This is a genomic window from Qipengyuania sp. CAU 1752 (genome assembly GCF_054482615.1).
The window spans coordinates 1,314,505-1,338,690 of sequence record NZ_JBTLRE010000001.1; the positions used below are offsets into that span (position 1 = coordinate 1,314,505).

Annotated in this window: 26 protein-coding genes and 1 tRNA gene; 18 read left to right on the forward strand and 9 right to left on the reverse strand. The window is 61.6% G+C overall.

The features are described 5' to 3' along the window. Positions 1-12: 12 nt before the first annotated feature. The 5 genes from rpsA to aroA form a co-directional block, all read right to left on the reverse strand. Positions 13-1,716 (reverse strand): 30S ribosomal protein S1, encoded by a 1,704-nt coding sequence (rpsA, locus tag ACXYL9_RS06465; RefSeq protein ID WP_459038761.1) that lies wholly within the window; start codon positions 1,714-1,716, stop codon positions 13-15. 272 nt (positions 1,717-1,988) lie between these two features. Continuing rightward, on the reverse strand, positions 1,989-2,363 hold the full coding sequence (locus ACXYL9_RS06470) for a hypothetical protein (protein WP_459038762.1): 375 nt from the start codon (positions 2,361-2,363) through the stop codon (positions 1,989-1,991). Between the two features lie 153 nt (positions 2,364-2,516). Further along, on the reverse strand, positions 2,517-3,146 hold the full coding sequence (locus ACXYL9_RS06475; RefSeq protein ID WP_459038763.1) for a (d)CMP kinase: 630 nt from the start codon (positions 3,144-3,146) through the stop codon (positions 2,517-2,519). Between the two features lie 103 nt (positions 3,147-3,249). Further along, positions 3,250-3,513, reverse strand: a complete 264-nt coding sequence (locus ACXYL9_RS06480; RefSeq protein WP_459038764.1) for a CBU_0592 family membrane protein — start codon at positions 3,511-3,513, stop codon at positions 3,250-3,252. After that, positions 3,513-4,871: a 3-phosphoshikimate 1-carboxyvinyltransferase gene (aroA, locus tag ACXYL9_RS06485; protein ID WP_459038765.1), complete on the reverse strand. Its 1,359-nt coding sequence runs from the start codon at positions 4,869-4,871 to the stop codon at positions 3,513-3,515. The genes ACXYL9_RS06480 and aroA overlap by 1 nt, the downstream gene beginning before the upstream one ends. Positions 4,872-4,988: 117 nt before the next feature. Between aroA and ACXYL9_RS06490 the strand changes: the two genes are divergently transcribed. From ACXYL9_RS06490 to rimM, 5 genes are all read left to right on the forward strand, one after another. Continuing rightward, complete coding sequence (locus ACXYL9_RS06490; protein WP_459038766.1) at positions 4,989-5,315, forward strand: TIGR02300 family protein; 327 nt, start codon at positions 4,989-4,991, stop codon at positions 5,313-5,315. A gap of 91 nt (positions 5,316-5,406) precedes the next feature. After that, positions 5,407-5,482, forward strand: a tRNA-Ala gene (locus tag ACXYL9_RS06495). Between the two features lie 107 nt (positions 5,483-5,589). After that, positions 5,590-7,092, forward strand: coding sequence for a signal recognition particle protein (ffh, locus tag ACXYL9_RS06500; protein WP_459038767.1), 1,503 nt, complete (start codon positions 5,590-5,592; stop codon positions 7,090-7,092). Between the two features lie 38 nt (positions 7,093-7,130). Then, positions 7,131-7,748: a 30S ribosomal protein S16 gene (rpsP, locus tag ACXYL9_RS06505; RefSeq protein ID WP_459038768.1), complete on the forward strand. Its 618-nt coding sequence runs from the start codon at positions 7,131-7,133 to the stop codon at positions 7,746-7,748. A gap of 9 nt (positions 7,749-7,757) precedes the next feature. After that, complete coding sequence (gene rimM / locus ACXYL9_RS06510) at positions 7,758-8,276, forward strand: ribosome maturation factor RimM (RefSeq protein ID WP_459038769.1); 519 nt, start codon at positions 7,758-7,760, stop codon at positions 8,274-8,276. Here the strand turns inward: rimM and ACXYL9_RS06515 are convergent. Beyond that, entirely contained in the window at positions 8,273-9,208 is a 936-nt protein-coding gene (locus ACXYL9_RS06515) for an NAD(P)/FAD-dependent oxidoreductase (RefSeq protein WP_459038770.1), read from the reverse strand. The two genes, rimM and ACXYL9_RS06515, sit on opposite strands and share 4 nt — an antisense overlap. Before the next feature lie 95 nt (positions 9,209-9,303). Between ACXYL9_RS06515 and trmD the strand changes: the two genes are divergently transcribed. The 13 genes from trmD (at position 9,304) to ACXYL9_RS06580 (ending at position 21,145) form a co-directional block, all read left to right on the forward strand. Beyond that, positions 9,304-10,050 (forward strand): tRNA (guanosine(37)-N1)-methyltransferase TrmD, encoded by a 747-nt coding sequence (gene trmD, locus ACXYL9_RS06520; RefSeq protein WP_459038771.1) that lies wholly within the window; start codon positions 9,304-9,306, stop codon positions 10,048-10,050. After that, on the forward strand, positions 10,047-10,433 hold the full coding sequence (gene rplS / locus ACXYL9_RS06525) for a 50S ribosomal protein L19 (protein ID WP_459038772.1): 387 nt from the start codon (positions 10,047-10,049) through the stop codon (positions 10,431-10,433). The genes trmD and rplS overlap by 4 nt, the downstream gene beginning before the upstream one ends. A 118-nt stretch (positions 10,434-10,551) precedes the next feature. Next, positions 10,552-12,780, forward strand: a complete 2,229-nt coding sequence (locus ACXYL9_RS06530; protein WP_459038773.1) for a S9 family peptidase — start codon at positions 10,552-10,554, stop codon at positions 12,778-12,780. Between the two features lie 85 nt (positions 12,781-12,865). Continuing rightward, positions 12,866-13,891 (forward strand): aspartate-semialdehyde dehydrogenase, encoded by a 1,026-nt coding sequence (locus ACXYL9_RS06535; RefSeq protein WP_459038774.1) that lies wholly within the window; start codon positions 12,866-12,868, stop codon positions 13,889-13,891. A 5-nt stretch (positions 13,892-13,896) separates the two neighbouring features. Next, the gene (locus tag ACXYL9_RS06540; RefSeq protein WP_459038775.1) at positions 13,897-14,448 is read left to right on the forward strand and encodes an aspartate-semialdehyde dehydrogenase; all 552 of its coding nucleotides are present in this window, start codon (positions 13,897-13,899) and stop codon (positions 14,446-14,448) included. Positions 14,449-14,460: 12 nt separating this feature from the next. Then, a complete protein-coding gene (locus tag ACXYL9_RS06545) occupies positions 14,461-15,105 on the forward strand; it encodes a DsbA family protein (protein WP_459039870.1) in 645 nt (214 codons plus the stop codon). Beyond that, positions 15,102-15,866 (forward strand): alpha/beta fold hydrolase, encoded by a 765-nt coding sequence (locus ACXYL9_RS06550; protein WP_459038776.1) that lies wholly within the window; start codon positions 15,102-15,104, stop codon positions 15,864-15,866. Before ACXYL9_RS06545 ends, ACXYL9_RS06550 begins: the two co-directional genes overlap by 4 nt. After that, a complete protein-coding gene (locus ACXYL9_RS06555) occupies positions 15,863-16,387 on the forward strand; it encodes a hypothetical protein (RefSeq protein WP_459038777.1) in 525 nt (174 codons plus the stop codon). Before ACXYL9_RS06550 ends, ACXYL9_RS06555 begins: the two co-directional genes overlap by 4 nt. A gap of 111 nt (positions 16,388-16,498) precedes the next feature. After that, complete coding sequence (locus ACXYL9_RS06560) at positions 16,499-18,304, forward strand: M2 family metallopeptidase (RefSeq protein ID WP_459038778.1); 1,806 nt, start codon at positions 16,499-16,501, stop codon at positions 18,302-18,304. Between the two features lie 5 nt (positions 18,305-18,309). Beyond that, positions 18,310-19,353 (forward strand): YncE family protein, encoded by a 1,044-nt coding sequence (locus ACXYL9_RS06565; protein WP_459038779.1) that lies wholly within the window; start codon positions 18,310-18,312, stop codon positions 19,351-19,353. Next, positions 19,343-19,804 carry an ATP-dependent zinc protease family protein gene (locus tag ACXYL9_RS06570; RefSeq protein WP_459038780.1) on the forward strand — a complete coding sequence of 154 codons (462 nt, stop codon included), beginning with the start codon at positions 19,343-19,345 and terminating at the stop codon, positions 19,802-19,804. The genes ACXYL9_RS06565 and ACXYL9_RS06570 overlap by 11 nt, the downstream gene beginning before the upstream one ends. Next, positions 19,801-20,706, forward strand: a complete 906-nt coding sequence (gene rimK / locus ACXYL9_RS06575) for a 30S ribosomal protein S6--L-glutamate ligase (protein WP_459038781.1) — start codon at positions 19,801-19,803, stop codon at positions 20,704-20,706. The genes ACXYL9_RS06570 and rimK overlap by 4 nt, the downstream gene beginning before the upstream one ends. 55 nt (positions 20,707-20,761) lie before the next feature. Beyond that, a complete protein-coding gene (locus tag ACXYL9_RS06580; protein WP_459038782.1) occupies positions 20,762-21,145 on the forward strand; it encodes a hypothetical protein in 384 nt (127 codons plus the stop codon). A 35-nt stretch (positions 21,146-21,180) separates the two neighbouring features. Here ACXYL9_RS06580 and ACXYL9_RS06585 read toward each other — a convergent pair whose 3' ends face one another. The 3 genes from ACXYL9_RS06585 to rplI all read right to left on the reverse strand — a co-directional run bounded on the left by ACXYL9_RS06585 (position 21,181) and on the right by rplI (position 24,178). After that, positions 21,181-21,951, reverse strand: coding sequence for an SDR family NAD(P)-dependent oxidoreductase (locus ACXYL9_RS06585; RefSeq protein ID WP_459038783.1), 771 nt, complete (start codon positions 21,949-21,951; stop codon positions 21,181-21,183). Then, the gene (locus ACXYL9_RS06590; protein ID WP_459038784.1) at positions 21,948-23,387 is read right to left on the reverse strand and encodes an AMP nucleosidase; all 1,440 of its coding nucleotides are present in this window, start codon (positions 23,385-23,387) and stop codon (positions 21,948-21,950) included. Before ACXYL9_RS06590 ends, ACXYL9_RS06585 begins: the two co-directional genes overlap by 4 nt. A 110-nt stretch (positions 23,388-23,497) precedes the next feature. Beyond that, complete coding sequence (rplI, locus tag ACXYL9_RS06595) at positions 23,498-24,178, reverse strand: 50S ribosomal protein L9 (protein WP_459038785.1); 681 nt, start codon at positions 24,176-24,178, stop codon at positions 23,498-23,500. Between the last annotated feature and the right edge of the window lie 8 nt (positions 24,179-24,186).

A 24,186-nucleotide genomic window follows, 5' to 3' on the forward strand; every position in this document is an offset into this window, starting at 1 on the left:
TCAGGAGCGGAGTTAGTCGTTTTTCTTGAGCGCTTCGCCAAGGATATCGCCCAGCGACGCGCCGCTGTCGGACGAACCGAACTGCTGCACTGCTTCCTTCTCTTCGGCGATCTGACGCGCCTTGATCGAGAAGTTGGGCTTCTTCGAACGGTCGAAACCGGTGACCATGGCATCGACCTTCTGGCCCGGCTGGAACCGGTCGGTCCGCTGCTCGTCACGGTCACGGCCGAGGTCCGAACGCTTGATGAAGCCAGTTGCACCATCTTCGCCAACCTGCACTTCGAGCCCGCCATCGCGAACTTCGAGCACGGTGACGGTGACAGTCTCACCACGACGCATCGAGCTGGCGTCGGCGCCTTCTGCGCTCGGGGCACCCTTTTCAAGCTGCTTCATGCCCAGGCTAATGCGTTCCTTGTCGGTGTCGACATCCAGAACCACGGCCTTGACCTGCTCGCCCTTGCGGTGGAGCGCCAGTGCGTCCTCGCCCGAGATGCCCCAGGCGATGTCCGACATGTGGACCATGCCGTCGACGTCGCCGTCGAGACCGATAAACAGGCCGAATTCTGTGGCGTTCTTGACTTCGCCTTCGACTTCGGTGCCGACCGGGTGCTTCTCGGCGAACTCTTCCCACGGGTTGCGCTGGGCCTGCTTGAGACCGAGCGAAATGCGACGCTTCTCGCTATCGACTTCGAGCACCATCACTTCGACTTCCTGCGAAGTGCTGACGATCTTGCCGGGGTGGACGTTCTTTTTGGTCCAGCTCATTTCGGAAACGTGGACCAGCCCTTCGATGCCCGCTTCCAACTCCACGAAGGCGCCGTATTCGGTGATGTTGGTGACAGTGCCCGTCAGCTTCATGCCGACCGGGTACTTGGCCGCGACACCATCCCAGGGATCGCTTTCGAGCTGCTTCATGCCGAGGCTGATGCGCTGCGTTTCGGCATTGATGCGGATGATCTGGACGGTCACGGTCTGGCCGATTTCGATCACTTCGCTCGGGTGGTTGACACGCTTGTAGCTCATGTCGGTGACATGGAGCAGGCCGTCGATACCGCCGAGATCGACGAAGGCGCCGTAATCGGTGATGTTCTTGACCACGCCATCGATAACCTGGTTTTCGGCCAGGTCGTTGATCAGCTCGCTACGCTGTTCAGCGCGCGTTTCTTCCAGCACGGCACGGCGCGAAACCACGATATTGCCGCGGCGACGATCCATCTTGAGGATCTGGAACGGCTGCGGCTGTTCCATCAGCGGGGTGACGTCGCGCACGGGGCGGATGTCGACCTGCGAACCGGGCAGGAAGGCCACGGCGCCGTCGAGGTCGACGGTGAAGCCGCCCTTGACGCGGCCGAAGATGCGGCCTTCGACGCGCTTGCCTTCGCCAAACTCGCTCTCGAGCTTGTCCCAGGCCGCTTCGCGGCGAGCGCGGTCACGGCTGAGCATGGCTTCGCCGTCGGCATTTTCGACGCGGTCGACATAGACTTCGACTTCGGAGCCGACTTCGAGGCCGTGCTCGTCTTCGCCGCGCATGAATTCCTTGAGTTCAACGCGGCCTTCGCTCTTGAGACCTACGTCGATTACGGCAAAGCCGTTTTCAACCGCAGTCACGGTGCCCTTGACGACGCGGCCTTCAAAGCCTTCGTCACCGGCGCCGCCGAGTTGTTCGTTGAGAAGCGCTTCGAAATCGTCGCGCGTGGGGTTGGCAGTAGTCGCCATAAATCAGGTAATCCTGTAACCATTTGCTTCCGGCCACCGGTTTTACCGGGGTCTTTCACCGCTCCTGATGCACTATTGCGCAGGTTGGCGGGGCAAGAGGGCCGACTGTCCGCGCGGGGCCGAATGCCATCGCGCGGGTCCTTGCAACCAATGTTGTGAGAACGGTCGCGCGCCTAGGCGAAAGGCAGCGCAAATGCAAGGATATTGCGCCGCCTCGAGCCTGAGACTCTCCGCGATCTGCGAACCGTCAAGACAGATGATGCGCCAAAACGCTACCAGGCGTCATACCCGCTGCGGGTTGTATTGGTGCTGCAGGCGGAGAAGCGCGCCTGCAATTTCGCAGGGGTGGAATTTGCATTGGCCTGTCCGTCGCGCCAGGCGTCCCATGCCGCGCCAAATTTCGCCGTGTTGGCGGACTTGCCGATCCACCAGATCGATTCCTGATCGGAGTCCTGGATGGGCGTCAGGACCGTGGTGGAGTAGCCGTAGGCTTTGCCCCACGCATTGAAGTCCTTCACGATGGCCATGTATTTGGCGATCGAGCAGTCATCCTTGAGTTTGGCGCCAATAACGTCCCAATGCTCAGCCTGGGCCGGTGTTGCTACCAAGCCGCCGCATATCATCGCCATGAAAAAGGCTTTCTTCATCGGTCCTCTCCCGTAATCGAACGGAGAGCCGATTGCCGCAAGGATCGCGGACCGGCTTGCACCGTTCAGCAACGACCCGCTTGCGCCCTTTGTGAACTGCGACTTTCTAAGCGAAAGGACCGGGAATGGCAATCTGGTCGGCAGAGTTGGCGTCTAGCCACGCGCCTTGCGGGCTGTATTGACCGCCTCGATCGCGGCCTCGATAGCTTGTTCGCGGTCGAAACTGGTGGTGTCGAGAACGAACGCATCGGGCGCTGCGCGTAGCGGGGCATCGCTGCGGCCGATATCGCGGGCGTCGCGAGCGGCAATGTCTTCCTCGATCGCGTCGAGCGAGATTTCGATTTCGCGCCCCGTCATTTCCAGCCAGCGACGGCGGGCGCGTTTGTGGACGCTTGCCGTGACGAACAGCTTGATGTCGGCATCGGGCGCGATGATAGTACCGATGTCGCGCCCGTCGAGAATCGCGCCGCCGGGCTGGGTGGCGAATTTTCGCTGCCGCTCGAACAGTGCGTGCCTCACCTGTGGGTGGATCGAGGCGCGACTCGCGAGCCCGCCAACTTCTTCGGAGCGTAGAATCGGGTCATCGAGTATCGCGTCGGGGAAATCACACGCCTCCAGCGCATCCGCCGGATCGCTAGGATCGCCGCCATTCAGCTGAACTTGGTGTCCGACAGCACGATAAAGCAAGCCAGTATCGAGGTGCGGTAAACCAAAATGGCCGGCCAGGGCCTTGGCAATCGTACCCTTGCCCGAGGCGGTGGGACCATCGACGGCGATAATCATCAGCAAACTCTTTCAAGCAACAATAGCTGCTTTTTCTGCGGCGCTGTCCGTGGAACTTCTACAGATTTTGCCAGATAGATGATGGAGACAGGGGCAATCTAGCTCATTCAGGCGCCTTCAGGCGTTTGGTCAATTCGCGCCCCAGCCCGAACAGGGCAATCCCGACCCAGACGATCTCCAGCACCATTGTCGGCAAGTTGAAGTTCACCGTCAATGAAGTGATCAGCAGGAGGGCTCCTGTCAAATTGACGAGGTTGAACAGGACCATGTTCATGTTCTTGGAAAGATTGCTGTAGGCGAAGGCGGCGACGATGCAGAAACTGCCGGCAAAGCCGACGAGATCTGCGGCGAACGATGAGATGGGCATTATTGTGCGGCTCCGGATGCGGTCTTCAACAGGTCTTCGAAAATCGGAAAGCTGGTGGCGATATGGCGGGTGTCGTCAATTTCGACACCTTTCGTGCTGACCAATCCGGCTACCGCCATGCTCATGGCGATACGGTGGTCGAGATGGGTCTTGATGCGGTTGCTGGAACTGCCGCGCAGGAGCGCGCCGCCAGTGCCGGTGATGGCAAGGCCGTCTTCATGCTCCTCGACCTGCGCGCCAGCGCCGGTGAGCGCGGCGGCCATGGCAGAGAGCCGGTCCGATTCCTTGACCCGGAGTTCTTCCAGACCGTTGGTGATGGTTGTGCCCTTGGCCACGGCGGCGGCTACAAACAGGACCGGAAACTCGTCGATCATGCTGGGTGCCAGGGCAGGGTCGATCTCGATCCCGGTAAGATTGGAATGTCTGACCCGCAGGTCGGCCACTGGCTCGCCCCCGACTTCGCGCCGATCGAGTTCCTCGATCTGCCCACCCATGTCGCGCAGGACCGAAAACAGTCCGGCGCGGGTCGGGTTGAGACCGACATTCTCGATGACCAGGTCGCTGCCTTCGACAAGCAACGCGGCGACCACGAAGAACGCTGCCGAAGACGGGTCGCCCGGGACTTCAATCGACTGCGGTGCCAGGTCCGCTTCGCCCCGTAAGCGGATGATCCGGTCGCCGCCGATCTCCTCGACTTCGATATCGGCGCCGAAACCCCTGAGCATCCGTTCGGAATGATCGCGCGTCGGTACCGGTTCGATTACACTGGTGATACCGGGGGCATTGAGGCCTGCCAGCAGGATCGCGCTTTTGACTTGGGCGCTGGCCACCGGGAGCCGGTATTCAATAGAGACCGCAGGGCACAACCCCTCGACGGTTATCGGCAAGGTACCGCCTTCGGGACCATGAAACTGTGCGCCCATTTGGCCCAGCGGCTCGATTACCCGCGCCATCGGGCGGCGCGACAGGCTGGCGTCGCCCGTGAAAGTGGCAGTGATGCCGTGGCTCGCCACAAGACCCATCAACAACCGGGTAGAGGTGCCACTGTTGCCCATGTCGAGGGCTGTGCGGGGCTGGAGCAATCCGCCCACGCCGACGCCGCGGATGCGCCACTCTTCGCCTTTTTTCTCAATACTCGCACCCATCGCGCGCATGGCGCAAGCAGTGGCCATCACGTCTTCGCCTTCGAGCAGGCCTGTCACCTTTGTCTCGCCAACGGCCAGTGCGCCGAGCATCATAGCGCGGTGGCTGATCGACTTGTCGCCGGGCACACGGATGCGTCCCGAAAGCGGGCCGGATGGCATAAAACGGTGAGGTTTGGGTGTGTTGTTCACGGGCGCGGTCTTTGACAGCGCCATGGGCCTATGGCAAGGCGCGCCGCGCTCTTGATTCGGGGCCTCTTGCTACCCATCAAGATAAAAGATTTTACGCGGGCCACGGCGCTGCTGCCTGCCCGACCAAAGGAACAGTGAGTTATGGCCAAGCCAGAATGGGGCACCAAGCGAAGCTGCCCCAAATGCGGGACCCGCTTCTACGACCTCGGCAAGGACGATCCGGTCGTCTGCATTGAGTGCGGCGAAGAATGGACGCCGGAACCGGTGCTTAAGACCAAGCAGCCGATCCCGTTCGAGGAGAACGAGAAGAAGAAGGACAAGGAAGCGGATAGCGACCTGGCCGATGACGATCTCGACATCGACGTCGACGAGGACGATGATTCGCCGGACAACGAAGTCGATCTTGGCGGCGATGATGACCTTGGCGTGTCCAAGGGCAAAGGCGACGAGAACGAAGACGAAACCTGATTTTACCCTTGCACCCGGGAACGCGCTTTTCTAAAGGGCGCTTCCCGCAAGGGTGGGTGTGCTGTAAGGTGCACCGTCAAATGACTGGTACGGGGCCTTAGCTCAGCTGGGAGAGCGCAACACTGGCAGTGTTGAGGTCAGCGGTTCGATCCCGCTAGGCTCCACCAGTCATCACATAGTCGGTTGAACCAACCGCACGCTGGCCGACGAGTTCTCGTCCGCCGGCGTTTTTCGCGTTTTCCCTTCGCGGGGACAGTTTGGAGTAGACGCAGCGATGTTCGATGCACTTTCCGATCGCCTTGGAGCAACCTTCGACCGCCTGCGCGGCCGTGGGGCGCTGCGCGAACAGGACGTGCGTGACGCCATGCGCGAAGTGCGCATTGCGTTGCTCGAGGCGGACGTAGCATTGCCAGTCGCGCGCAGCTTCATCGACAAGGTCACCGAGAAGGCTGTTGGCGAGGAAGTCCTCAAGTCGGTCACTCCGGGCCAGCAGGTTATCAAGATCGTCAACGACGAGCTGGTGGCCATGCTTGGCGGCGAAGATGGCGATAATGGCCATGTCCCGCTCAAGCTCGAGGCCAAGCCGCCGGTCGTGATCATGATGGTCGGCCTGCAAGGCTCCGGTAAGACGACCACCACCGCCAAGCTTTCAAAATATATCCGCGAAAAGCACGGCAAGAAGTCGATGATGGCTTCGCTCGACGTCAACCGCCCAGCCGCGCAGGAGCAGTTGGCGGTGCTGGGCGAACAGGTCGAAGTGGCGACGCTGCCGATCGTGCAGGGCCAGCAACCGGTCGATATCGCGCGCCGCGCGATGGAAGCCGCGCGCTTGCAGAATGCCGATGTGCTGCTGCTCGACACCGCCGGCCGACTGCATGTCGACGAAGCCTTGATGGCCGAGATGAAGGCCGTTGCCAGCGTTTCCGCACCGACCGAGGTGCTGCTGGTGGTCGACAGCCTGACCGGTCAGGACGCGGTTAATGTCGCGCAGAGCTTCTCTGACGAGGTTCCACTGACCGGCGTAATCCTGACGCGGATGGACGGCGATGCACGTGGCGGTGCGGCGCTTTCGATGCGTGCGGTCACCGGCAAGCCTATCAAGTTCGCCGGCACCGGTGAGAAGCTCGACGCAATCGAGGCGTTCCATCCCTCGCGCGTGGCTGACCGCATTCTCGGTATGGGCGACGTTGTCAGCCTGGTCGAAAAAGCCGCCGAGACGATCAAGGTCGAAGAAGCCGAAGCGCTCGCCAAGCGCATGGAGAAGGGCAAGTTCGACCTCAATGACCTGCGTATGCAGCTCAAGCAGATGCAGAACATGGGTGGGCTGGGCGCGCTGGCCGGCATGATGCCGGGCATGAAGAAGGCCAAGGCGGCGATGGCAGCGTCCGACATGGACGACAAGGTCCTGATCCACATGGATGCAATCATCGGATCGATGACCGGCAAGGAGCGCGCCAATCCCGCGCTGATGAATGCCAAGCGCAAGAAGCGCGTCGCGGCTGGCTCCGGCACTTCGGTGCAGGAAGTCAACAAGGTGATGAAGATGCACCAGGAAATGGGCCGCGCGATGAAACAGATCCGGAAAATGGGCGGGCTCAAGGGGCTTGCCGCCATGTTCGGTGGCGGCGGCGGCATGAGCGGCGGCATCCCCGGCATGGGCGGACTTGGCGGCGGTGGCGGAATGCCGGGCTTGCCCGGTCTCGGTGGTGGCAAGGGCTCCTCGGTCGATCCCAATACATTGCCGCCTGACTTGCGTGATATGTTGAACAAGAAATAACTTTTTTACAGTGATTTATAATCGAAAGGTGAATTAAAATGGCAGTTGCAATCCGTCTCTCGCGCGGTGGCGCGAAAAAGCGTCCCTACTACCGCATCGTGGTCGCCGACGAACGTGCACCGCGCGACGGCAAGTATCTCGAACAGATCGGCATCTATAATCCGATGCTGCCCAAGGACGACGAAGGCCGCGTCAAGCTCGACGAAGACCGCGCGCGTCATTGGCTGAGCGTCGGCGCCAAGCCGAGCGACCGTGTGCTGCGTTTCCTCGACGCCGCCGGCATCCAGGAACGTGCCGCCCGCAACAACCCGAAAAAGGGTGAGCCGGGCGAAGCAGCCAAGGAACGGGCCGAGGAAAAGGCTGCCAAGGAAGCCGAAGCAGCAGAAGCTGCCAAGGCGGCTGAAGAAGAAGCCAAGAACGCTCCCGCTCCTGAAGCTACCGAAGCGGACAGCAATGAGAACACCGCGACCGGTTCGGTCAAGAGCGATGACACCGCCGAAGCGGTGGCCGACGCTGCCGAAGGCGAGACCAAGGACGGCGAAACCGCCGAAGACAAGGCTGCTATCGCCGAGGAAATCGCCGAAGGCGGTGTTCCCAACGAGCAGGCGGACGATACGGCCAGCGCAAAGGCCGGTGAAGAAAAAGCCGAAGGCTGATTTTTCCCAATGACTGAAACTTCGCCCGTCATTCTGGCCGCCATAACCGGTGCGCATGGAGTGGCGGGCGAAGTGCGTTTGAAGTTGTTAGGCGAGGGAATTGATGCCCTTAAAGCCCACGCCAGTTTCGACGCGGAAATCGAGGGTGGCAAGCTGACCCTCAAGAAGATCCGCAGCGACAACAAGGGCGGGGCGATCGCCCGCTTCGTCGAGGTGCAGGGCCGCGCCCAAGCCGAGAAACTGCGCGGCACCACCTTGTCAGTGCCCCGCGAAGCTTTCCCCCCGCTCGACGAAGACGAGTTTTATTTCGCTGACCTCATTGGTCTCGACACCGTCACCGATACTGGCTTACGCGTCGGCAAGGTCATCGACGTGCACAATTTCGGTGCGACCGACATCGTCGAGATCGAGAAGGACCCCGTGCCCGAGAAGGGAATGAAGACCTTCATGGTCCCGATGACCAAGCAGGCGGTCCTCGAATGGAATGACACGCGGCTGCTGATCGCAGCCGATTTCGCCGACGACTAGCGCCTGATCGGCCGCTGTTCTGCCAGATCGTTGCGGATCGTGGTCGAGGCGACGCCTGCCTGGCCCATGGCGTGGCTGATCTGGTCGAGGCCGAGCACCACGTCTCCGGCGGCATAGAGCCCGCTAATGCTGGTGCGCAGGTGGTCATCGGTCACGATGCAGCCATCGTCACCCGTGTCGGCCCCGCATGCTTTCGCAAGTTCGGACCGCACCTCGCTGCCGAGGGCTGTATACACACTGTCGAACAGCAACCGCCCTCCGGAGGTTTCTACCGCCAGCCGGTCATCCTCGATCGCGTAGCCTTCGCAGGGTCCCACTGCCCGCTTGATTCCTGCCTCGGCGAGCTGGGCGCTGCAATCGTCGTTGAGGTCATGACTGCCCTGCGGCGATATCAGTGTAACGTCCTGCGTAAATCCGCGGATGAACAAAGCCTCGGCGGTGCCGTGTTCGCTTGTGCCGATGACGCCGACGCGCTTGTCGGTCACCTCGTATCCGTCGCAGACCGGGCAATAGCGCAGCAGCCCTGCGGCCAGCGCACGGTCGTGCAGGGCATCGTCCATTCCTGGCGGGTGGCGGTTAAACACCCCAGTCGCCAGCAGGACCGTACGCGCTGCGAACGGTTTGTCTTCAACGGCTACGCGGAAAAACTCCCCTTCCTTGACGAGGCCGGTGACTTTCCCGTGCTCGCGCCTGACACCGTATTTCTCGGCCTGTTCAGCCATCCGCGAAAGAAGCTCGGTCCCCGCGATTCCATCGGGATAGCCAGCGTGATTGTGGGTGCACGGGATCAGCGCGGCGCGGCTGGTCCCGCAATCGAACAGCCGGACCGAGAGATGGTAACGGGCGAGGTAGATCGCCGCCGTGAGCCCAGCCGGTCCGCCGCCGATGATGATACAGTCGTCGATACTCTCGGTTGCGTTCGTTCCGCTCATACCCGGCTCAACGCGCGGAATAGCAATGCGCTCCCCGGGAACGGGCGCTAACGGGGTTATGCAATGGCCCAAACTGCGGTAACGACGCCGTTCCAATGACTTTCGCTGCCACCATCCTCACGCTCTATCCGGAGATGTTTCCCGGCCCTTTGCGGCTTTCGCTCGCCGGGCGCGCACTGGAGGAGCAGAAGTGGTCGCTCGACACGATCCAGATACGCGACTTTGCCACGGACAAGCACCGCACGGTCGATGATACGCCAGCAGGCGGCGGCGCGGGGATGGTGCTCAAGGCCGATGTTCTTGCCAGCGCCATCGATCATGCCGCTGCGCGCCAGCCCAAGGCACCGATCCTGGCCATGACGCCGCGAGGGCGCCCGATAACGCAGGCCCGCATTCGCGAGCTGGCGGCCGGGCCGGGGGTGACAATACTGTGCGGCCGGTTCGAAGGATTCGACCAGCGCATCTTCGAAGCGCGCGAAGTCGAGGAAGTCAGTCTGGCAGATATCGTCCTGTCGGGCGGAGAACCGGCGGCGCTGACTATACTCGATGCTTGCATTCGCCTGCTTCCCGGCGTAATGGGCGCGGCTTCAAGCGGGCATGAGGAATCCTTCGAAGATGGATTGCTCGAATACCCGCACTATACCCGACCTCAGGAATGGGAAGGGCGCACGATCCCTGAAGTGCTGCGATCGGGGGATCATGCGAAGATCGCCGCCTGGCGGAAACACCAGGCAGAAGAGATCACACGGCTACGCAGGCCGGACCTATGGGAGCGCCACAGGGGCGCTCGGGTCCAGTCTGCCAATGGTGCGCGGCGAAAAGACAAGGAACCGGACCAGTGAACCTGATCCAGCAGATCGAAGCGGAAGAAATTGCCAAGGCTGGCAAGGAAATCCCCGAATTTCGTGCCGGCGACACATTGCGCGTTGGCGTCAAGGTGATCGAGGGTAGCCGTGAGCGTGTCCAGAACTTCGAAGGCGTGTGTATCGCACGTTCGAACCGCGGCATGGGCTCCAACTTCACCGTTCGCAAAATGAGCTTTGGCGAAGGCGTGGAACGCGTTTTTCCGATTTACTCGCCGATTATCGATTCGATCACCGTGGTACGCCGCGGTGTCGTGCGGCGCGCCAAGCTGTATTACCTGCGCGGCCGTACCGGCAAGAGCGCTCGTATTGCCGAGCGCCGTGACAACCGTCCTGCGAAGGGCGAAAAGGCCGACGCGTAAGCGGTCGGACCATCCCAAGGGTTTGACGAAAGGGCGTCCTGGCTTACATGCCGGGGCGCCCTTTCCCTTTGGGCTGTCACATTCGTTTTTTCCCGGTTCGGAGATACCCCTTCTTGTCATGCGCCTGCTTCTCGCCACCGCCGCTTCGCTGTTCCTCGCCGCGCCCGCTTTGGCGCATGATCCAGCCGTGACGGAAGCAAAGGAACTGTCCTTCGAGCGTGTGTTTGCCTCGCCTTCGCTCGACGGGGCGAGCCCGCGCGCAGCCAAGCTTTCACCTGATGGCCGTTACCTAACCCTGTTGCGCAACCGCGCCGATCAGAAAGACCGCTATGATCTGTGGGCCTATGATCGCGAGCAAGCGACGTGGACCATGCTTGTCGATAGCGAAAAGTTGGGGACCGGCCGCGAACTCAGCGAAGACGAGAAGATGCAGCGCGAGCGCGAGCGGGTCGGCGATCTCAAGGGCATCATTTCCTACCAGTGGAACTCGGACGGCACCGGCGTTCTCGTGCCGCTCGACGGCGACCTCTATCTTGCCCGGCTCGACGGCGAGATCCTGCGCCTGACCGATACCGAGGAAAGCGAGCTCAACCCTACGCTCAGCCCGAAGGGAACCTATGTCGCCTTCGTGCGCGATCGCCAGCTGTGGGTCGGCGAAGTGGGCGAGAATGCGGCACCTATCACACCAAAAGAGGCCGATATCATCCGCTGGGGCGAAGCCGAATTCGTTGCGCAGGAAGAAATGGGCCGGATGACGGGTTTCTGGTGGAGCCCTGACGAGACGCGCATCGTGGTCCAGCGCACCGACGAAAGCCCGGTCGGCATCGTCACCCGCGCGGCAATCGGTGCGACCGGCACCAAGGTATTCGACCAGCGCTACCCGGTTGCAGGCAGCGACAATGCCATCGTCCAGCTGTTTGTGATGGACCCGGACGGCGGCAACCGCGTTGAGATCGATCTGGGCGGGGAAACCGACATTTATGTCGCGCGCGTCGACTGGGCTCCGGACAACAGCGCACTTTATGTCCAGCGCCAGGATCGCGAACAGACCGTGCTCGACGTTTTGCGCGTGGACCCGAAAACCGGCGCAAGCACGGTGGCGTTCACCGAGAGCGCCGCAACCCGAGACTACTGGATTAACCTTTCGGACGATTATCGCTGGCTCAGGGACGGCTCCCTGATCTGGTGGTCGGAGCGTGACGGCTTTGGACACATCTACCGCCGCAAGGGCGCCGATTGGCAGCAATTGACCTATGGCGACTGGGTCGTGACCAAGCTCGTCGGGGTCGACGAGAAAGCCGGGCGCGTGTTTTTCAGTGCGACCAAGGACAATGTGCTGGAAGAGCATATCTACCGTCTCGACCTGTCCGACCCGGCAAATGTCACGCGGTTGACTGATCCAGGCTTTACCCATTCGGCAAGCATGGATGACAAGGGGCGCACGCTGTACATAACGCGCTCGAGCGACGACACGCCGCCGCAGAGCTATCTTGCCAACCAGGACGGCACGCGCCTCACCTGGATCGAGCATAATGCTCTCGATGCCGAGCATCCCTATACGCCCTTCCTCGCCAGCCACCGCCCCACCACATACGGTACGATTTCGGCCGAGGATGGCACACCGCTCCACTGGGAAATGGTCACACCCGTGTTGGAGCCGGGCAAGCGCTATCCGGTGTTCTTCCATCACTACGGCGGGCCGGGTCCGCAAATCGTCCACAAGGGCTGGAACGGCGCGCTGCGCCAGGCGATCGTCGACAAGGGCTATATCTGGTTCGCGCTCGACAATCGCGGCAGCGCCAATCGCGGGGTCGCTTTCGAGCAGCCGCTCTACCGCGCCATGGGCGGGGTAGAAGTGCGTGATCAAAAGGCAGGTGCCGAATATCTCAAGACGCTCGATTTTGTCGATCCGGACAAGATCGCGCTGTATGGCTGGTCCTATGGCGGTTACATGACGCTCAAGCAGATGCAGGCAGATCCGGGGCTGTACGCCGCCGGCATCTCGGGCGCTCCGGTGACCCGCTGGGAGCTTTACGATACGCACTATACAGAGCGGTTCATGGGCGACCCGCGCAAGGTGCCTGAAGCCTACGAGGCGGCCAGCGCCATCCCCGAGGCAGCGAAGATATCGGATCCGCTGTTGCTGATCCACGGCATGGCCGATGACAACGTGGTATTCGAAAACTCGTCGGAGCTAATCAGCACGCTACAGGAAGCCAACGTCCCCTTCGAGATGATGCTCTATCCCGGATATACCCACCGGGTGTCGGGCGAGACTATCAGTCCGCACCTGTGGAACACCATATTCCGCTTTCTCGAAAGCCATGGGGTGACGCCGCCAAAGTGATGATTTAGCGCGCGCAATCGAATGCGCGCTTGTGGGCGGGGCGGCAATCGCTATCTCGCCTTCATAGCAGTCTTGGAGAAATGCAGTGGGCTATCGCGTAGCCGTGGTTGGGGCGACCGGAAATGTCGGTCGGGAAATGATGCAGGTTCTCGCCGAGCGCGAGTTTCCCTGTGACGAAGTCGCAGCGGTTGCTTCCTCGCGGTCGCACGGTTCCGAGGTCGAATTCGGCGACACCGGCAAGATGCTCAAATGCAAGAACATCGAGCATTTTGACTGGGCAGGGTGGGATATCGCGCTGTTTTCCGCAGGTTCTGGGGTGGCCAGGGAATATGCCCCCAAAGCGGCTGCGGCAGGCTGCGTCGTGATCGACAATTCGTCTTACTACCGGATGGATCCGGACGTGCCGCTAATCGTGCCCGAGGTTAATCCGGACGCGATCGAAGGCTACAAGAAGAAGAACATCATTGCCAATCCCAACTGCTCGACCGCGCAGCTGGTCGTGGCCTTGAAGCCGTTGCACGATGCGGCGACGATCAGGCGCGTCGTCGTCAGCACCTACCAGTCGGTTTCTGGTGCGGGGAAAGCGGGCATGGACGAGCTGTTCGAACAAAGCCGAGCGATCTTCGTCGGGGACTCGGTGCAGCCGAACACCTTCACCAAGCAGATCGCCTTCAACGTCATCCCGCATATCGATGTCTTCATGGACGATGGTTCGACCAAGGAAGAGTGGAAGATGGTGGTCGAGACCAAGAAAATCCTCGACCCCAAGATCAAGCTCAACGCCACCTGCGTGCGTGTGCCGGTGTTCGTCGGCCACGCCGAGGCGGTCAATATCGAGTTCGAGAAAGAGATTTCGGCCAAGGAAGCACAGGACATCCTGCGTGAGGCGCCCGGGATCATGCTCATCGATAAGCGCGAGGACGAGGGCTATGTCACGCCTGTCGAATGCGCCGGCGACAGCGCAACCTACATCAGCCGCGTGCGCGAAGACCCGACGGTCGACAACGGGCTGACCCTGTGGTGCGTGAGCGATAATCTGCGCAAGGGTGCGGCATTGAACGCCGTGCAGATCGCCGAACTTCTCGGCAGTCGGCATCTCAAGAAAGGATAGGGGCCATGGGCAGGTGGGGATTTGGCCCGTTGTGGCTGGCTGGCGCTTTCGCGCTCGCATCATGCGGCAGCGATGTCCCGTCGCCGGCGGAAAAGTCGCAGGCTGAGGGTCAGGCCGAGCCCGTGCGCGAGGATGCGGTGGTTCTGAGAGGTGATGGCTTGGCGGCCGGAGCTGAGGCATTCCTGTTCGCTGCGGGACGGTCCGAAGTGGAATATGCTCTCGTGAGGATGCTCGGGGAACCATCCGGCAGGCTGTCCAACGACGAATGCGGCGCGGGACCGATGGATTTCACCAAGTTCGACGGTGGTCTGACGGTCAACTTCCAGGATGGCAGTCTGGTGGGATGGTTTTTCGACCAGCCCAACCCGGCCATCACCATCGCAGGCGGCCCGACCGTGGGCACAGCGCGCGATGAAGTGATGGCGATGAGCGGATTCTCGGCGCTGGAAGAGAGCACGCTCGGCGAAGAGTTTGCCGTCGGCGATCAGCTCGGCGGTTTCCTTGACGAAGATGCGGTGTCCGGGCTTTATGCGGGGACCAACTGCTTCTTTCGCTGAGGAGGAAGAACGATCCTGACTGCCGATCTCTATTTCAGCTTTCGTTCGCCCTACAGCTATCTCGCCGTGGGCCGTTACCGCGCAATGAGCGAGGAATACGATCTCGACATCGCGCTGCGACCCGTGTGGCCGCTGGCTATGCGCCAGCCTGATTTCTTCGAGCGCAACCATCCCAACTGGCTCGGCTATACCATGCGCGACATGATGCGGGTGGCGCAGTTTCACGGCATTGCCTTCGGCCCGCCGCGCCCCGATCCGATCGTGCAGGATACTGCCACGCGCAAAATAGCCGCCGAGCAGCCCTATATCCGCTACGTCACTCGCATGGGTCAGGCCGCTGCGCGAAGAGGCAAAGGTGTCGCATTCGCGCATGAAATGGGCAAACGCATCTGGGGCGGTGAAGAAAATTGGCACCATGAGAAACCCATGTATGCCGCATGCGAGGAGGCGGGTCTGGACTTCCTCGAACTGGACGATGAGATGAAAAGGGGAACCGAAACACTCGACGCCGAAATCGCCGGCAACCAAGAGGCGCTCGAGGCCTCGGGCCATTGGGGCGTGCCGACATTGGTGTTCGAGGGCGAACCATTCTTCGGCCAGGACCGCATCGAGATGGTCATTTGGCGCATGGAGCAGCGTGGGCTCACCAAGCGATGATCGGACCGAAGACAGAGCATTTCGCGTCCTTTGACGGTACCCAATTGGCGCTGCATCGCATTGGCAGCGGGCGACCATTTGTATTGCTGCACGGCCTCTTTTCCAGCGCCGAAATGAACTGGATCAAGTGGGGCCATGCCGAAGCGATCGCAGAGGCCGGATACGAGGTTCTCATGCTCGATTTCAGGGTCCACGGCGGCAGCGATGCGCCGCACGATCAGAGCAAGTATCCGCAAAACGTTCTGGTGCGCGATATCGCCGCGCTGGTCGATCACCTTGGGCTGGAAGATTATGTGCTGGGTGGGTTCTCGCTCGGTGCGCGCACTTCGCTTCATGCTGTCGCGCAAGGCGTGTTGCACCCGCAACGGCTGGTCATCGGCGGGATGGGAACAGCGGGCCTTGGGGAGTGGTCGAAGCGCTCGGCACACTTTTTGCGGGTGATCGACGAGTTCGATACAATCGGTCGCGATGATCCAGCCTATTTCTCTCGCCAGTTTCTCAAGAGCCAGAGGATCGACAGGGTCGCTGCCCGCATGCTGTTGCAGACGTTGCCAGACATGGATCTTGCCATGTTGGGCAAGGTTGCGATGCCGACGCTCGTCGTGTGCGGGGACGAGGATCGCGACAATGGCTCGGCCGTCGAGCTGGCCGCGTTGCTTCCCGAGGCGACCTATGTCGAAGTGCCCGGTACCCACATGTCGAGCGTGACAAAGCCGGAGTTGGGCAGGGCCATCGCCGAGTGGCTGAGAGACACCGAATGATAACGCGGCGCCGCTTCGTCTTGGTGTGGCTTAGCGGCTTGGTGGCCTTCGTGGTAGCGATAAGCCTGCACATGCCTTTGACCCTGGCGAGCGTGCCCGAGGGAATTGTCGCGCATCAAACCGCAGGCAATGCCGCACGGGTCGATTACATCCAGCGTGAATGGGCCTTTGCAGGCGTTTACGAAAGCGCGATGGTCGCGATGATCGCTGATTTCTTCTTCATCATCCTGTTTGGAACGGGAAGCCTGATGGCTGGTATGTACTACCGTCGCCACGGGAGAGGCTGGCTGCGCACTATCGGAATAGTTACCGCAATTGCGGCAGTTATCTTCCTGGCCAGCGACCTTACCGAGACCATTATGCAGTTCCAGCAATTGAGGGCAGGGCAGGGCGACGACGAGATGGCCGCGCTGGCCAAGGCCATGCACTACCCCAAGTTGGTTACCTGGATAATGTGTTTTATCCTGCCCTTGAACGCACTGGTGATCGACTGGAGTGACTCTCGACAGAGAGATGCTTGATTAAGGCGTGCGCGCGGTCCAAACCGGCATCAATCGCAACAACAATCCCCGATTGAGAGAGATGTCACGATGAAGATGCTTGCTCCCGCGTTCACCGCGCTAGCCTTGGTCATGTCTACCCCTGTTCAAGCCCATGAGCGCACAGCTACCGAAGCCAAGACCGACACCGCGTTTCCGATGACCCCGCAAGGCGCCGCCGATTGGGTGGCGATGGTCGAGGCCGACCTGTTCGACTATTCGGTCGAAGCCTCACGGGTGCACTGGGTCAACTCCACCTACATTACCGAAGATACCGACGCATTGGCCGCGCAAGTCGGCGCGGTCGGGACGGAGAAATCGGTCAAGTACGCGCTCGAAGCGGCGAAATATGCCGCGATCGACGGCCTAGCCCCTGAGGTTGCGCGCAAGTTGAACATGCTGGCGACCGGGATAGTCCTGCCGGCACCGACCGCAGACGGCGCGGCGACCGAGCTCAACTCCATCGCTACCAGCCTCAACAGCCAATACGGCAAGGGCAAGGGCACGCTCAACGGCAAGCCGATCAACGGCAGCGATATCGAAGCCGAGATGGGCAATCTCGAACGCACCCCGGCCGAACTCGCTGAAATGTGGGCTAGCTGGCATGACCAGGTCGGTGCGCCGATGAAGGGCGAATACGTCCGCATGGTCGAGATTGCCAACCAGGGCGCGAAGGAACTGGGCTTTTCCGACACCGGAGCCATGTGGCGGTCCAATTACGACATGAGCGCGCAAGAATTCGCAGTCGAAAAAGAGAAACTGTGGGAGCAGGTGAAGCCGCTCTACATGGCGCTGCACACCTATGTCCGTGCCAAGCTCAACGAGAAACACGGCGATGCCATACAGCCCGCCACTGGGCCGATCCGGGCCGATCTGCTGGGCAATATGTGGGCCCAGGAATGGGGCAACATCTACCCGCTCGTCGCACCCAAGGGGGCAGGGGACATCGGCTACGACCTGACCGCGCTGATCGAGGAAAAGAAGCTCGACGAGATCAAGATGGTCAAGATTGGCGAGCAGTTCTTCAGCTCGCTGGGCTTCGAGCCGCTGCCCGAGACATTCTGGACCCGCAGCCAGTTTACCAAGCCGGCCGACCGCGAAGTGGTATGCCATGCAAGCGCCTGGGATATCGACAACAAGGACGATATCCGCATCAAGATGTGCATCAAGCGCAATGGCGACGACTTCATCACGATCCATCACGAACTTGGTCACAATTACTACCAGCGCGCCTACAACCAGCAGGATTTCCTGCATCTCAACGGCGCGAACGACGGCTTCCACGAAGCGATTGGCGACATGATCGCTTTGTCGATCACGCCTGACTACCTGGTCGAGATCGGCATGCTGGAGCAGTCGCAGGTGCCCAGCGCCGACAAGGATATCGGCCTGCTGCTGCGCCAGGCGATGGACAAGGTCGCGTTCCTGCCGTTCGCCCATCTGGTCGACAAGTGGCGCTGGGGCGTGTTCGATGGCTCGATCAAACCTGCGCAGTACAACCAGGCCTGGACCAAGCTGCGGACCGATTACCAGGGCATTGTTCCGCCGGTCGCGCGTCCTGCCGATGCCTTCGATCCGGGCGCGAAATATCACATCCCGGGCAACACGCCTTACACCCGCTACTTCCTCGCCCGCGTGCTGCAGTTCCAGTTCTACAAGGCCGCCTGCGACCAGGCTGGCTGGGATGGGCCGCTGCACCGCTGCAGCTTCTACGGCAACGAAGAAGTTGGCAAGAAGCTGGGCGCCATGCTCGAAATGGGTGCGAGCCAGCCCTGGCCCGACGCATTGGAAGCCTTCACCGGCAGCCGTGAAATGAGCGGGGAGGCGATGATCGAGTATTTCGCTCCGCTAATGACGTGGCTCGAGGAACAGAATCGCGGCAAGCCGCAGGGCTGGTAGGTTCCTTGATCCGTATCGCTCCTGTCGTTGCAGTTCTCGGTCTGCTGCTGGCCTGTTCGCCGGCAGCGGCCGACCTGCCGCCGTCGCAAGTGGTGGCTGACCCGGCATTGGCCGGACACGTGCTGTTCGTCACCAACAAGGGCGAGGACACGCTGAGCAAGGTTGACCTCGCCACCGGTGAGGAGGTCCAGCGCGTCGAAAGTTGCAGCACGCCGCACGAACTCGCAGTCTCTCCGGACGGCGGTTTCGTCGCAGTCGGCTGTTATGGCGGAACTTCGGTCGACATCTTCCACACGAAGGACCTGGCGCTGTTCCGCAGCATTGAACTGGGTGCGGCCGCGCGTCCGCACGGGATAGTGTGGCACGGCAATGGCGATATCTACGTCACCGCCGAGGGCCGCCAATCGCTGTTCCGCATCGTGCAGCCGACCGGCGAGCCGCAGGTGCGCGAATTTGGCACCAATGAGCGCGGTAGCCATATGTTGGCGGTGTCGGCGGATGGCCTGACTGCGTGGACCGCCGACATGGTTGCCGGCACGGTCACCAAGGTCGATCTGGATGGCGGCGCGGACCCTCTCTCGGCCAGGATGGGCGACGAGCCCGAAGGGATTGCACTGTCAGCGGACGGGACCACGCTGTGGGTTTCGGCGCGCGGATCGAACGAGGTCTTCGCCGTCGATCCTGCCACCATGGAGGTCCGGAAACGGATCGACGTTGGCCAATTTCCGCTGCGGCTGGCGATCCGGCCGCAGGGCGATGTCGCGATCACGTCCGATTTGCAGGATGGTGGACTGAGCGTGATCGATCTTGAAAGCGGGAACTTCAGCCGCTCGATCCCGATTGGCGGGGCTGCGCAGGCCGAACAACGCTTCCAGGTCACGATCGTGTGGTCGCACGACGGTAATCGCATCTATGCTGCCGAGACAGGCTCCAACACCGTGGCCGAGGTCGACTATGCCAGCGGCAAGGTCCTGCGTCGCTTCGCCGTGGGCGAGGATGGTGACGGTCTGGCGATCCTCGCGCCCGAAACGGGCCGCAATGGCAGTTAAGCCCAAGCTTCAGACGGTCGGCTGGCGCGAGATGGTCGCGCTGCCCGACCTGACCGATGTACGTATCGCGGCCAAGATCGATACCGGCGCGCGCACATCGTCGCTCCACGCCCTGGCAATCGAACGCTTCGACCGCGACGGGCATCGCATGGTCCGCTTCCTGCTTGATCTCGGCCACCAGCGAGTCCAGCCCGTCACGGTCGAGGTCCCGCGCGCCGACAAGCGCGTGGTCACCAGTTCCAATGGCGAGGCGGAAGAACGCTTCATCATCAAGGCCTGGGTCGAACTGGGGGAAACCCGCTTTCCGGCGGAGTTCTCCCTGACCGATCGAAGTGATATGAAATTCCCCATCCTGATTGGCCGGACGGCACTGCGCCGCCGATTCCTGGTCGATTCGGGACGTAGCTATCTCCAGTCGAGCGCAGAAGAGCGAAAGAGGCTATTGAAATGAAGATCGCAATGCTCGCCCGCAATCCGAACCTCTATTCGCACAAGCGATTGGTCGAGGCTGCAGAGAAACGCGGGCACACGCTCGATATCCTCAACACCACGCGGTGCACGGTGAACATCGCCAGTCACCGGCCGACCATCATGTATCGCGGCGAGACCCTGAAGGGGTATGAGGCGGTAATCCCGCGCATCGGTGCCTCGATCACCAGTTACGGCCTCGCGGTGCTGCGCCAGTTCGAAATGGGCGGCGTCTGGTCGCTGAACGAAAGCGTCGCCATCGGCCGCAGCCGGGACAAGCTGCGTTCGACCCAGATCATGGCCAAATACGGCCTCGGCCTGCCGCTGACGGCCTACGCCAACGATCCCAAGCAGGCCGAGGAGATCATCAAAGCGGTCAATGGCCCGCCGGTGGTGATCAAGCTGCTCGAGGGAACGCAGGGCATCGGCGTGGTGCTGGCCGAAACGCTAAAGGGCGGCGCCTCGATCATCGAGGCGTTCCGCGGGGCCAACATCGCCATCATGGTGCAGGAATTCATCAAGGAAGCGGGCGGATCGGACATCCGCTGCCTGGTCGTCGGCGGCAAGGTGGTCGCGGCGATGAAGCGGCAGGGGGCCGAGGGCGAGTTCCGCAGCAACCTCCACCGCGGCGGCAGCGCCCAGCTTATCAAGATCACGCCCGAAGAACGCAGCACTGCCGTACGCGCGGCCAAGGCGATGGGCCTGAATGTATGCGGCGTGGATCTGCTGCGCAGCAATCACGGCCCGGTGATCATGGAAGTCAATTCATCCCCCGGCCTCGAAGGCATCGAAACTGCCACCGGCAAGGATATCGCCGGCATGATCATCGAATTCATCGAAGGCAATGCCAAGGCAGGAAAGACCAAGACCAAGGGCAAGGGGTGAGCGTCTGCTAACGACCCGTTTGCTGTCATTGGAAGAAACAGGCTAAGCCAATGTTATGGGCACCATAAATCCACGCAAACTGGCGGGCATCGTTACACTCTGCCTACTTTTGTTGATGGGCGGAGGCGTGAGTTACACTGAGGGCATCTCACAGGACGACTGGGACCCGCTCTGGCGATTGGCTTATGTCATTTCATTGTGCGCGGCCTTCGTTGTCGCCTTCTACGACCGAACGAACGCTCCGGATAAATTCTGGGACTTCAATCCAAAACGTGGTGTTCGCTATTTCTGTCTTGGCTGGCTCATCTTCCCTTTGATGATAGGCGTAGACGTCTTCTTCGGAGCCGATTTTTCGACAGCGCGGATGATGATGGGCACGTTCGCAATGTCAGTCTTGATCGGTATCCTCGGGACATTCACCGAGAACGTAGGGGTCTGAGCAACAAATGTCCGCTTACCACCCACAATCGGACCTCAAGCATTCCGCGCCATCAGGCCACCATCGACCGGGATCACCGCGCCGGTGATGTAGCTCGCGGCCGGGAGCACCAGTGACAGCGTCATGTGCGCCACTTCCTCGGGCTCGCCATAGCGATTGAGCACGGTGCGGCGGCGGGCGAAGATGACCTTGTATTCGTCGGCCACGGGATCGGTCATCGCGGTGCGGATCGGGCCAGGGCAGATGCAGTTCACCGTGATGCCTTCCTGCCCAAGATCGACCGCGAGGCCGCGTGTCAGCCCCGTTACCCCGGTCTTGGCTGCGACATAGGGCGTGTCGCCGCGTGTCGCGCCCAGGCCTTCGGTCGAGGCGATGTTGACTATGCGGGCGGCGTCGCTGCGGCGTAGATGGGGCAGGGCGGCGCGCACCATGCGCTGGTGCGCGGTCAGCATCACCGCCACGGCGCGGTGCCAGATATCGTCATAATCCTCGGCATCGAGCGGACAGAAACACGACACCCCGGCATTGTTGACGAGGATATCGATCGCGCCAAAATCCTCCGCGATCTGCGCGACGACGCGCTCGATTGCATCCTTGTCCGCTACGTCGAGTGCATAGGCGCGGGCGTTTGCGCCGCACTGCGTCACCACGTCTTCGCATGCCGCAAGGTCGAGGTCGGTGACGGCGACCATCGCGCCCTCGTCAGCGAACAGTTTTGCCGTGGCCCGGCCCATCCCGCTTGCCGCGCCAGTGACGATGGCCACCCGGCCAGCGATCGAGCGCGAGCGGTCGGGCGTATCGCTCACCGGAACGGCGGCTCGTTGAAGGCGCGCAGCTTGCGGCTGTGCAGGCGCTGGCCTTCCTTGCGCATCTTGTCGATCGCGCCGATGCCGATCTGGAGGTGGGCGGCAATCGCCTCCTCGTAGAACTTGTTGGCCTGTCCCGGCAGCTTGATCTCGCCGTGGAGCGGCTTGTCGGAAACGCACAGCAGCGTGCCGTAGGGAACGCGAAAGCGATAGCCCTGAGCGGCGATGGTGGCGCTTTCCATGTCGATACCGACTGCGCGGCTGAGCGACAGGCGCCGGGCCGAGGTTGTGTATCGAAGCTCCCAGTTGCGGTCGTCAGTGGTGACGACGGTACCAGTGCGCATGCGCTTCTTGAGGTCGGCGCCGGTCTCGCCGCTGACTTCGACCGCAGAGCCGATTAGCGCCTGCTGGACCTCGGCAATGGCGGGCAAGGGGATCTCGGGCGGCAGGACGGGGTCGAGTACGTGATCGTCGCGCAGATATGCGTGGGCGAGGACGTAGTCGCCGATCCGCTGGCTGCCGCGCAATCCGCCGCAATGGCCGATCATCAGCCACGCCTCGGGCCGCAGCACCGCGAGGTGGTCGCAGATCGTCTTGGCGTTGGACGGGCCGACGCCGATATTGACCAGCGTGATGCCCGCATCGCCTTCGCCGATCAGGTGATAGGCCGGCATCTGGTGCCGCCGCCATGCGGTGTCGGACAGCTGGGCGCGCGCGTTCGAGGTCGCCTTGTCGATGAACAGACCACCTGCGCCAGCCAACGCAGTGTAGCCATTCGATCCCAATTGCTCGCCCGCCCAGTCGACGAATTCATCGACGTAGCGGTGATAATTGGTGAACAGGATGTAGCGCTGGAAATGCTCGGGCGCGGTGCCAGTGTAATGGGCCAGGCGGGCGAGGCTGAAATCGGTCCGCAGCCCGTCGAACAGGCTTAGCGGAATGATGGCATCCGGTCCCTCGAGCTCGATACCATCGGCCAGTTCGTCGCCGATATCGGCAAGATCTGTATGGGGGAAATGGCGCGCGATTTCCTGCGGTGAAATGCCAGCCAGTTCGGCCCCCGCTTCGCCATCCAGGACGTAAGGGAAGGGCATTTCCTGGCGCGATGGGCGCACTTCGATTTCGACCTCGTGGTCCTCGCGGATCAGTTCCAGCTGCTCGCGCAGGTAATCGGCGAACAGCCGCGGACGCGTCACGGTGGTGGCGTAGGTGCCGCTGTCGTTGAGCCGGCCAAAGGCACGGCCCTGCTCTGCCAGCAACGGCCCGCCACGATAGACCAGCCGCAGTTCGGGGTAGGCGTAGGAGCCGTCACTACGGCGCGCCTTGCTGGGCAGACGCCCGTCGCGCGCGAATGCCAGGATGTCGGATCTGAGGCGCTCTGTGGCCTCGTCGTAGAGGCGGACAAGTTCCGCCAGAATCGTGTCTATATTTTCCATTGGGAGCGCATGTAGCGCGCAATTGTCAAAGCGGAAAGAACAGCAGGGCAAAGAAAAGGGACGCGAAGCTTTCGCTTCGCGCCCCATTCTCGAACCGATGGAGACGATTATCAGCCTTCGTTGGTTTCCTCGTCACCTTCCGGAGCGGTCGCTTCGACCTTGGCTTCGGTTTCGGTCATGTCTTCGGGCGTGCTGACGCCGTCTTCGAGCAGCTCGGCGGGGATCTCGCCAGGCTCGAGGGTCGGATCGGTCTGGTTGGACGCGGCCGCTTCCTCGATTTCCTTCTGCTCGTCTTCGAACAGCTGGGCGAGAACGTCGACGCCCTGGCTCTGCAGTTCGGCCTCGTCATCGCTGCGTGCGACGTTGGCCTTGACGGTGACTTCGACTTCCGGGTGCAGCGCGATGGTGACATCGTGCATACCGATGGTCTTGATCGGGCTGCCCATCACGACGCGCTTCTTGTCAACTTCGTGACCCTTGTCGGCGAGGCCGACAACGATGTCGCGAACACTGACCGAGCCGTAAAGCTGGCCGGCGTTTGACGAGGCGCGGATCAGCACGATTTCGGTGCCTGCGATCTTTTCGCCCTGCTTTTCAGCATCGCTGCGCTTCTCGGCGTTTTCGGCTTCGAGACGTTCACGGTTGGCTTCGAAGACCTTCTTGTTGGCTTCGTTTGCGCGCAAGGCCTTCTTCTGCGGGAGCAGGAAGTTGCGAGCGTAGCCGTCCTTCACGGTGACAACGTCACCGATCGAGCCGAGATTGCCGATCCGTTCGAGGAGAATGATATCCATGGTGTCTT

Excerpts from the sequence above, each read along its gene's own strand:
- rpsP (WP_459038768.1), top strand. The coding sequence starts at position 7,131 with ATGGCAGTTGCAATCCGTCTCTCGCGCGGTGGCGCGAAAAAGCGTCCC.
- trmD (WP_459038771.1), top strand. The coding sequence starts at position 9,304 with ATGACTTTCGCTGCCACCATCCTCACGCTCTATCCGGAGATGTTTCCC.
- ACXYL9_RS06580 (WP_459038782.1), top strand. The coding sequence starts at position 20,762 with ATGGGCACCATAAATCCACGCAAACTGGCGGGCATCGTTACACTCTGC.
- ACXYL9_RS06555 (WP_459038777.1), top strand. The coding sequence starts at position 15,863 with ATGATAACGCGGCGCCGCTTCGTCTTGGTGTGGCTTAGCGGCTTGGTG.
- rimM (WP_459038769.1), top strand. The coding sequence starts at position 7,758 with ATGACTGAAACTTCGCCCGTCATTCTGGCCGCCATAACCGGTGCGCAT.
- ACXYL9_RS06490 (WP_459038766.1), top strand. The coding sequence starts at position 4,989 with ATGGCCAAGCCAGAATGGGGCACCAAGCGAAGCTGCCCCAAATGCGGG.
- ACXYL9_RS06560 (WP_459038778.1), top strand. The coding sequence starts at position 16,499 with ATGTCTACCCCTGTTCAAGCCCATGAGCGCACAGCTACCGAAGCCAAG.
- ffh (WP_459038767.1), top strand. The coding sequence starts at position 5,590 with ATGTTCGATGCACTTTCCGATCGCCTTGGAGCAACCTTCGACCGCCTG.
- ACXYL9_RS06470 (WP_459038762.1), bottom strand. The coding sequence starts at position 2,363 with ATGAAGAAAGCCTTTTTCATGGCGATGATATGCGGCGGCTTGGTAGCA.
- ACXYL9_RS06570 (WP_459038780.1), top strand. The coding sequence starts at position 19,343 with ATGGCAGTTAAGCCCAAGCTTCAGACGGTCGGCTGGCGCGAGATGGTC.
- ACXYL9_RS06480 (WP_459038764.1), bottom strand. The coding sequence starts at position 3,513 with ATGCCCATCTCATCGTTCGCCGCAGATCTCGTCGGCTTTGCCGGCAGT.
- rpsA (WP_459038761.1), bottom strand. The coding sequence starts at position 1,716 with ATGGCGACTACTGCCAACCCCACGCGCGACGATTTCGAAGCGCTTCTC.
- ACXYL9_RS06550 (WP_459038776.1), top strand. The coding sequence starts at position 15,102 with ATGATCGGACCGAAGACAGAGCATTTCGCGTCCTTTGACGGTACCCAA.
- aroA (WP_459038765.1), bottom strand. The coding sequence starts at position 4,871 with ATGGCGCTGTCAAAGACCGCGCCCGTGAACAACACACCCAAACCTCAC.
- rplI (WP_459038785.1), bottom strand. The coding sequence starts at position 24,178 with ATGGATATCATTCTCCTCGAACGGATCGGCAATCTCGGCTCGATCGGT.
- ACXYL9_RS06475 (WP_459038763.1), bottom strand. The coding sequence starts at position 3,146 with ATGATTATCGCCGTCGATGGTCCCACCGCCTCGGGCAAGGGTACGATT.
- ACXYL9_RS06540 (WP_459038775.1), top strand. The coding sequence starts at position 13,897 with ATGGGCAGGTGGGGATTTGGCCCGTTGTGGCTGGCTGGCGCTTTCGCG.
- ACXYL9_RS06515 (WP_459038770.1), bottom strand. The coding sequence starts at position 9,208 with ATGAGCGGAACGAACGCAACCGAGAGTATCGACGACTGTATCATCATC.
- ACXYL9_RS06530 (WP_459038773.1), top strand. The coding sequence starts at position 10,552 with ATGCGCCTGCTTCTCGCCACCGCCGCTTCGCTGTTCCTCGCCGCGCCC.
- rimK (WP_459038781.1), top strand. The coding sequence starts at position 19,801 with ATGAAGATCGCAATGCTCGCCCGCAATCCGAACCTCTATTCGCACAAG.
- ACXYL9_RS06590 (WP_459038784.1), bottom strand. The coding sequence starts at position 23,387 with ATGGAAAATATAGACACGATTCTGGCGGAACTTGTCCGCCTCTACGAC.